Here is a 7,883-nt window from a genome sequence, read left to right on the forward strand (position 1 = left end):
GTCCCGGCAGGTGCAGTGGCGGACGTCGCGGGTGTGGACGGGGCCGAAGGAGGGGGCGGTGAGGGTGGCGAAGACGGCCGGGTGGGTGCGGACGGTGTCGGGGATGGTCTTGCCGCCGACGAGTCCGGCACGTACGAGGTGGTAGGCGTCGTGCTGGTAGGTGGTGGCGCAGGCGGGGCAGACGGTGTGGCGGCGGTTGCCGCAGGCTTTGTAGATGACGCCGTCCGGCAGGGTCGAGGTGTGGCGGTGGGTGAGGATTTCGCCGGTGCGGGTGTCGACGGTGGCCAGGTTGCCGTGCAGCCGGATCGGCTGGGTGCAGGCCGCGGCTGACTCGACGTGATGCAGCCAGGCGGAGTAGCCGGGGCGTGCGGCGCGTTCCAGGGCGGTGCGGATGTGCTGGCTGGATTCGTGGGCGAAGGAACTGGAGGGGTGGGTTTCGGTGTTCGCCCCCACGCCCGGGGCCGGAGAAGTGGTCCCGGGGGTGAGAGCCAGCGCCGAAGCGGTGTCGAGCTGGAGTTGCATGGGTCAGTGCTGTCCTTCCAGGGCGGGGGTGGGCAGTTGCAGGACCGGCAGGGCCGGGCTCCGCTCCTGGGGAGTGCGGTCGGTGGGCGCGTGGTCCTGGCGCTCGTGGCCGAGAGACTCGTCCGCAGATTCAGGCAGGGTTTCCGGGTTCGGTTCCGGTGCGGTGGCCGTCGTGACCGTGCCGGGTGTCACCGGTTGCATGGTGGGAGTGCGGGAGAGGACCAGCTTGGTGAGGGCGAGGAAGGCCAGAGCAGGAACGGCGGCGATCAGCCAGCCGGTGGGATGGGGTTTGGCGACCGCGATCTGGGCCGCGATGGACAGACCGGCCGAGGCGATGAGGACGATCATCGGGTAGACGATGGTTTGACCGTTGCGCTTGCGGCGGCGGACCTCCAGGCCGGAGGCGGTGGGGGTGAGTTCGGAGATGACGGCGTTGGCCCAGCCGAACCATTCGCCGGTGCCGGCGGGGCTGTTGGCCATGGTCCAGTCGTGGACGTGGGTGAAGGAGGCTGCTCCGGCCATGAGGCCGACAAGGAGCAGGATGACGAGCTGAACCACGGATTCGATGCGTTCAGTTCGGTTAGCCGATGAGGACATGGTGTTCCTCCTGGGCGTCGCGTGGTTGCGGGACGACGGGTTGATGGCAGTCGGTGCAGGTGATCGAGGCGGTGGCGAGGAGCGGTGCCGCGAGGTGAGTGATGCGGTCGCATGCGCAGATGGCCGCCACGAGGTTGATCTCGTACGGAGTGATGGTGTCTGCAGTGCTGGCGTCTGCGGTGCTGGTGTGCTCGGGATCGGGCCGGTTCCAGCCGGTGACCCGTGGTGTGACGCCGCACAGGGGGCAGCAGCGTGAGGCCCCGCCCCGGTTCTTGAGTGAGCGTTCGAGATTGCGTCCACCGGTCCAGGTCCGTGCAACGACGAAGTCGATGCCTGCGGTGGTGATGACCTTCATGAGGTGAGCACCTGTGCCGTTGCGGTGCTGGCGCAGGCGCCGGTTCAGGTCGCCGGGGGTCCAGCCGATGTAGTGGCGGGCGTGCTTGTAGGGCCGCTCGAAGTGCAGGAGGTAGACAGTCCCGATGGTGATCATCAGAGAGACACCTCGCGAGCGGTCACCAGACAGCGATGTGCGTGGTCGGGATCGAACCAGCAGCTGCGGCACAGGGTGCGAGCCGCTAGGACGAGGTCGGCGTGGGCTCGGCAGAAACCGAGAATCGCGATGTGTTCGTGCAGGCACCCGCCTTCGAGCAGGACGCTTGCGGGGGCAGCGCAGTAGTCATCGGGAGTACTGGCCGAGGCGAACGGACAGAAGGTGACGATCATGAGTCACCCCAGCGCTGTTGGGCGGCTTGACGGGTGATGCCCAGTGGTCGGGCGATGTCGGCCCAGGAGTAGCCGTGGTTGGCGCGGAGCTGGGTGACGGCCTGGGCTATGGCGTGGTCGAGTTCAGTGACGACGCCGGCGAGGTCGGCGAGTGCTTCGATGTCGCCTTCGGCGATGCGCTTGCTGTAGGCGCGGATGATCCTCTTGAGGAATGCGGCGTAGTCGGGGGTTTCGATGGAGCGGCTCATGAGGCGCTCCGCTTGCTGCGACGTGCACGCAGGGCCTTGTCGAGAGCGGCCAGTTGCTTGCCGGTGGGCGTGCGCTTGGGCAGCGCGCGATTGACGTCGTAGAGGTAGGCGACTCGGCCGCCCTTGCGCCACAGGATCTGGGCGACGGGGGCTTGTCCGCCGGGGCGCAGGCCCAGGGCGGTGAGCTGGCGTCGGGTCTTCAGGTGCTTGGGAGCCCACTTCCACGGATAGGTGGGCAGTTTGTACTGGCTGCCGGTGGGGTCGTAGAAGACGACGCGGGTACCGGGAGTGGCGTTGAGCTGTTCGAGCTGCGGTATCCGCGCAGCCGAAGCACCGCTAATGTGCATGGTGGTTCTACTCCTCTTCACTAGGCGGAGTGGAATTGGTGAGGCGGGGGCCGGAAGTCTTTGGCGAGAGGTCCGGCCCTCGCGCGTGTGTTCAGTCGGTGCCGTTAGGCAGGACGATGGGATCGCCGCAGCAGGTGCAGTGCCAGCCGTCGGTGATCAGGTAGGCGGTGCGGCACTCTCCGTCGCACAGGACGAATTCGCTGGTGCCATTACTGTTAGTGCCGAGGGTGAGCTGGGGAGAACCGCAGACCGGGCAGACCAGCGCCCAGGAGATCAGGCACATGGCGAGCGTCTCGGCGCAGGGCGGGCAGTAGCAGCGCCCGTTCTCGCGGCGGCCGACGATCCAGCCGGCGGGTGTCGCCTCCAGGAGAGCGACGGTGTTGGGGCAGTGGTTGTCGCACTGGGCTGCCCAGTTGCGCAGGTCGGGGCTGCCGTTGGGGTGGTAGACCTTGTGGATCACAGCGGCCTCCACTGAGGATCGTCGTAGGCGGAAGCCGGAACGGTCATCGCAGTGAGTTCCTCGCCGGTGTCGACGTCGTTCTTGAGCCAGAACATGGGCAGTCGCCAGGTGTAGGGGCGGCTGAGCTGGTCGTACCAGCGGGTGTGCTGGATGATCTGCGGGCTTTCCAGCCAGGCGATACCGAGGCTGGCGATGCTGGAGCTGGTTTCAGCGAGCATCGAGGCACACCTCCCCGCAGTGGTCGCATTCGAAGGCGTCTTCGTAGCCCTGGTTGGTGAGGATGGAGGTCTCAACGAGCTCGTTGTTGCCGCACTGGGGGCAGCACAGGGCGAGGACCTCCAGGTCCTGGGGTGACTGGTCGGGCCAGGGCACCTCGTCCAGGGCCGGGACCGTGTCGTGGTTCATGGGTGTTCTCCGTTCAAGCGGCGAGAGGTACGGCAGCCTGGCCGCCGGTACGACGGATCCAGGTGACGTAGTCGACGAGCTGGTGAATTTGCGCGTCGGTGAGGTAGGCGGCTTTGACCAGGTGGGGGATGCCGCCTTCGGCGATGAGGTAGAAGACGCCGGGTGTTTGCGGGCTGATGGCTTGGGCGTTGAATCCGGCCGAGGCCCAGCCGTGGCCGAGGATGATGTCGGAGCTGTTGGGGGTGGTGCAGCGGAAGGCCGCCCGGTAGCCGAACAGGTCGCGTAGTGAGGTGGGGATGATGTCCACGCTGGGGCGTTGGGTGGCGGCGATGACCGGCATGGCGCAGGCGCGGCCTCGTGCGACCAGGTCGCGGACGAGCGCGATGAACTCTTTTTGCTGCTCGGGGGTGCCGGTGGTGGCGGTGTAGTAGGCGAGTTCGTCGATGAAGACGCCGATGACTTTGATGGCGTCACTCGGCAGGAACTTGCGGCGGCCGTGGACGACCAGCCAGGCATAGCGGCGGTCCATCACCTTTTGCAGGCGCCGCAGTACGCGAAGGCCCTTGTCGATGTCCGGGCCGACGAAGACGCCGCCGGTTGCTTCGGCGGCTTCCATCCACATCCCGAGCTCGACCCATTTGGGGTCGAGGAGTACGGGGGTGAAGTCGTGGCACAGGAAAGCGTGCCCGACGAGGTTTTGGATCAGTACGGACTTGCCGCCGCCGGGTTCTCCGGCGTCCAGCAGATTGTGATACACCAGGTCGAGGTAGGCCGGGTCGCCGGATTCGTCGATCCCGATGAACACGGGGTCGAACATGGACATCGACGGCGCTACCGGGATTGTGGCCGACAGTCCGGAAACAGCCGGGTGCATGGCAGCGTCACCTCTCACGTATCAGCGGAATGAAGAGGTGCTACCGGGAGGGAAGAACGAAAGGTCTCCCGGTAGCGGACGACGCGTCAGATCCAGTCGAGATCGGGATTGTCCGTGGCCGTCTTGGCGGAAGTGCCGCCTATGGCCTGGGGTCGGCCGGCCTTTCTGGCCGGGCGCTCGGCAGGGTCGGCGTCGTCGGTGTCCGGCACGTCAGCGAGGTCGAGCTGAGCCGGAACGGTGGCGATCGGCCGGGTAGTGGCCGGGACATCGGTCGGCAGGGCCTCGGTGAGGGGGGAGCCGACCAGGCCGCTGAGGACATCACGGCGTTTGATGTCGAGGTAGATGGCGGCGGAGTTGGATGCGCGTGCCTTGGTCACGGTGACCGAGGCGGCCCAGCAGGCGACGGCGATGCGGCCGAGCTGGGTTTCGATCTGCTCCAACGACAGGCCAGGACGTAGCCAGACCCAGACGCGTTCCCCGACCGGGGTCGGCTTGGCCAGGCCGATGAACGGCAGGTGGCCATGCCGGTCGGTGGGGAGGAAGGAGGTGAAGCAGGTGCGCAGGCGGTGCCGGACGATGAGGCACCACAGCAGTGCGATCGCGTAGCGACGCGAGGCGGGAACCAGGCCGCATCCCGCGATGATGCTGGCGTAAGCGGCACCCGTGATGATCGGGTTGGTCTGCTCCTGGAGGTATACCCAGCAGCCGATCAGCAGCAGGACGAGGGCGATTTCCGGCAGCCACCACCAGATGGCACGCAGCACGGGCCAGATCGCGATGATGGACGCGACCAGGCCGCCGATGAGAGTGCCAGCCGCCAGGCCGACCGGGACGGCGGCGAGCGGGGGCAGGTAGTAGGTGGCGATCACGGCAGCGAAGATGCCGACGACCACCAGCACCACGTAGAAGGTGATTTTCGCGGTGCGCAGGTAGCTGTAGTGGACGTTGGCCTGGATGACGGTGACGGAGCTGTTGCGACGTCCGATGCCGCCTCTGTTGTTGGCAGGCGTCCCGAAGGTACGCTTGGACATGGCTCTCCTCCTGTCGAGGGTGGGGAGTTGAGGCGGGACCGTGACGCGTGGTAGCCGATACGGTCCCGCTTGTTTCTTCGGGAGAGACTGAGAAGCTCTCTGGGAGAGATCCTTTGACGCCTACAGGACGTCAAGTTCGAGGTTGAAATACAGGATGCTGAAGTCCTGAAGACCAAGCTCTCGCTTGATGTTGTTTTCGACGATGTGAGTCAGGACAGCAAAGCGACTGGTTCCTGATTGCACATCAACGGTGCCGGTGGCGGTGAAATGACGACCGCTGGCAACCACGCTCATGATGTACATGTACCGCGTGGTGGTTTGCGTGTGGGTGCTCATTGCAGTCTCCGATCTGGCGGATGCTGACTGCCGGTCCCGTTCCGGGACCAGGCTGAATGGTGTAAGCACTGGTCCCGAAGCCCTGGGACATCATCTGGAGCGGTGGTAGCAGCGCTCCGGGTGATCACTTGCTGTGATGTTCGTTGTCCTCTTGTCTTTGACTACGTCGCCTCGCGGCGAAGATCAGACGCGGCCTATTTGCTGACCGGAGCACCAGCGGGCTTGATGTCAGCCGCGCGGAAGGCCACGCCGTTGCGACCGTTGGTCGCCCAAGGCAGTGCCTCCAGCTTGAACAGGGCGACCTGAGAACCAACGGTCACCGTGGGCCTTTCACCGGCCGTGGTGACGTTGATCATCTCGCCGCCCGTCTCGTCCAGCGCCATGACCTGCGTGACCCACATCGGTCGGCCGGTCTCCCGCTCGGACTTCTGACGCCCGTTCTGGTCGGACTTCTCGACCGCTTCCTTCGTCACCATGAACGACTTGCCGGTGACATCGATCAAGAGCTTCACGAAGCTCACCTTTCTGATCTAGGGCCGCACCCCTTTGGTGCGAACTCCCTTGCAAGCTCCATGGAACAGCCGTCACACGTAGACTGATAGTTGTTGTCCGATGCCTACTGTTGCCTACCCCGCGAGGACAATTGAGGCAACGGCAAAGCTGCACGTAGGGTGGTGAGTATGGCGATCTTCGGTGACAAGCTTAGGCAACTCCGCCTTGAGTGCGACCTCTCCCTTTCCCGCTTTGCGGCACAGGTGAAATACGACAAGGGATACCTTTCTCGGCTTGAAACGGGCAAAAAGGCGCCGTCTGAAGAAGTGGCTCGTGCATGCGATGTCACCTTGAACGCACGCGGCGAACTCATCGCTGCGGCTCATGCTGACATCGCAGCAAACAGAGACCTCCGTCCGTGGCAGACCGCTGAGCTAATCAGTCGAATCCACAAGTCCGACACAGACGCCATCACAATCGACGCTCTGCACTCCACGATCTTTGAGCTTGGCTGCGAGTATGCCTACCGCGATGCGGAAAGCCTGCGGAATGAAGCGCATGACTGGCTGCGCCGGATCGCCGGCATGCTACGTAAGCCGGTGGGCCTAAAGGCTCACACCGAGCTGCTCACTGCCACCGGCTGGCTAGCCTTGCTGGTTGGGTGCCTGGAGTACGACATGGGCCTTAGAACGGCCGCCGAAGTCACCCGGACTGCTGCTCACAAGCTCGGCGAGGAAGCAGGCAACACAGAAATCATCGGTTGGTCGCACGAAATGTCCGCTTGGTTTGCACTCACTCAAGGCAGATACCGAGACGTTATTGGTCCTGCCTGCGCCGCTCAGGACATCAGCCACGATCACTCTGTCGTTGTCCAGCTCATCGCACAAGAAGCGAAAGCTCTCGCGCGTATTGACGAACCTCGCAAGCTACGTGCAACTCTTGAACGAGGTCACGCCGTACTAGGCAAGTTCCCAGTCCCTGAGCGCACGGATAACCACTTCATCGTGGACCCTGCGAAGTGGGACTTCTATGCCATGGACGCCTACCGACTCGCAGGGGAAGATTCTCTTGCTGTCATGCACGCAAACGCGGTGCTAGCAAGCTCGATCGGACCAGACGGAACTATCCGTGCCCCGATGCGTAGGGCTGAAGCTCAGCTCACGCTTGGAGTGGCAGCGGCCCGAGAGGGGAACCTCGACCATGCAATCTCGCTCGGAAGAGAAGCGTTGGAGTCCGGCCGCAAGTCAATTCCTTCCCTTCTCATGGTCGCCGGAGAACTGGACGCAATACTTGAGGAGCGCTACTCCAGAGAGCCCGAAACCGAAGAGTTTCGCGAGCTGCTGCGGTCGCTCCGCTAACCGCTCGGCCATCCTTGGCCACCGCTGAAAAGGGCAGAGCTGTCCTCAACCACCTCGAAAAGGCATTCCGTTCCTGCCTCCGCAGCCTCGACATAGTCGTGTGACCCCTGTGAGAACTTTCTCTACAAACTTAAAGCGGCCCTGACCGGGCCGCACGCGCCGCCGACTCGGCGCGGGCCGGGCACGTCCACTTGGGCTCCCGTGCCGTCCCGCAACACGCCGGTCGGCAGGCGCGGACGAGGCCAGGGCCGCAAAGATGGGGAAGCGCACAGCCCGGGTCACGAGGCCGAGCTCATCAGCGCAAGCGCACGTGGTCATGGCGCCGGCCTTACCGCATTGCCTCCGGCGGGGGCGCTCCGGCTCCGGGCAGGCCAAAGATAGGTCGCGTGCCTTTGTTGGTCTGGATATATGTCAATGACGCCTTGACGTCGGACCAGAACTAACGCCTTTCGGTGCTTAGCTGCATGCAATACAAGGACTTCTCTGTGAG

At 64.5% G+C, this 7,883-nt stretch carries 13 protein-coding genes; 1 reads left to right on the forward strand and 12 read right to left on the reverse strand.

Translation table 11 applies throughout. The features are described 5' to 3' along the window. The 12 genes from HII36_RS59035 to HII36_RS51395 all read right to left on the reverse strand — a co-directional run. Positions 1-522, reverse strand: a 522-nt coding sequence (locus tag HII36_RS59035; RefSeq protein ID WP_328808278.1) for a replication initiator, incomplete at its 3' end; no start/stop codon positions are given. 3 nt (positions 523-525) lie between these two features. Continuing rightward, complete coding sequence (locus HII36_RS51345; protein WP_173530699.1) at positions 526-1,119, reverse strand: DUF2637 domain-containing protein; 594 nt, start codon at positions 1,117-1,119, stop codon at positions 526-528. Then, positions 1,103-1,609, reverse strand: a complete 507-nt coding sequence (locus tag HII36_RS51350; protein ID WP_173530700.1) for a GIY-YIG nuclease family protein — start codon at positions 1,607-1,609, stop codon at positions 1,103-1,105. Before HII36_RS51350 ends, HII36_RS51345 begins: the two co-directional genes overlap by 17 nt. Before the next feature lie 229 nt (positions 1,610-1,838). Beyond that, entirely contained in the window at positions 1,839-2,090 is a 252-nt protein-coding gene (locus HII36_RS51355; RefSeq protein WP_173530701.1) for a hypothetical protein, read from the reverse strand. Beyond that, entirely contained in the window at positions 2,087-2,437 is a 351-nt protein-coding gene (locus HII36_RS51360; protein WP_173530702.1) for an RRQRL motif-containing zinc-binding protein, read from the reverse strand. Before HII36_RS51360 ends, HII36_RS51355 begins: the two co-directional genes overlap by 4 nt. A 91-nt stretch (positions 2,438-2,528) precedes the next feature. Beyond that, a complete protein-coding gene (locus HII36_RS51365; RefSeq protein WP_173530703.1) occupies positions 2,529-2,897 on the reverse strand; it encodes a hypothetical protein in 369 nt (122 codons plus the stop codon). After that, a complete protein-coding gene (locus HII36_RS51370) occupies positions 2,894-3,115 on the reverse strand; it encodes a hypothetical protein (RefSeq protein ID WP_173530704.1) in 222 nt (73 codons plus the stop codon). The genes HII36_RS51365 and HII36_RS51370 overlap by 4 nt, the downstream gene beginning before the upstream one ends. Continuing rightward, positions 3,105-3,302: a hypothetical protein gene (locus HII36_RS51375; protein WP_173530705.1), complete on the reverse strand. Its 198-nt coding sequence runs from the start codon at positions 3,300-3,302 to the stop codon at positions 3,105-3,107. The genes HII36_RS51370 and HII36_RS51375 overlap by 11 nt, the downstream gene beginning before the upstream one ends. A 13-nt stretch (positions 3,303-3,315) precedes the next feature. Next, entirely contained in the window at positions 3,316-4,107 is a 792-nt protein-coding gene (locus HII36_RS51380) for an FtsK/SpoIIIE domain-containing protein (RefSeq protein WP_217371010.1), read from the reverse strand. 155 nt (positions 4,108-4,262) lie between these two features. Continuing rightward, a complete protein-coding gene (locus HII36_RS51385) occupies positions 4,263-5,207 on the reverse strand; it encodes an ABC transporter permease (protein ID WP_173530707.1) in 945 nt (314 codons plus the stop codon). A gap of 120 nt (positions 5,208-5,327) precedes the next feature. Beyond that, positions 5,328-5,543 (reverse strand): hypothetical protein, encoded by a 216-nt coding sequence (locus HII36_RS51390; RefSeq protein WP_173530708.1) that lies wholly within the window; start codon positions 5,541-5,543, stop codon positions 5,328-5,330. A 194-nt stretch (positions 5,544-5,737) separates the two neighbouring features. Next, on the reverse strand, positions 5,738-6,055 hold the full coding sequence (locus HII36_RS51395) for a hypothetical protein (RefSeq protein WP_217371011.1): 318 nt from the start codon (positions 6,053-6,055) through the stop codon (positions 5,738-5,740). A gap of 168 nt (positions 6,056-6,223) precedes the next feature. On the opposite strand from HII36_RS51395, the gene HII36_RS51400 reads away from it, so the two are divergent. Beyond that, entirely contained in the window at positions 6,224-7,393 is a 1,170-nt protein-coding gene (locus tag HII36_RS51400) for a helix-turn-helix domain-containing protein (protein WP_173530709.1), read from the forward strand. The last annotated feature ends 490 nt before the right edge of the window (positions 7,394-7,883 follow it).

The organism is Nonomuraea antri, from assembly GCF_013283785.1.
Classification (GTDB): domain Bacteria; phylum Actinomycetota; class Actinomycetes; order Streptosporangiales; family Streptosporangiaceae; genus Nonomuraea; species Nonomuraea antri.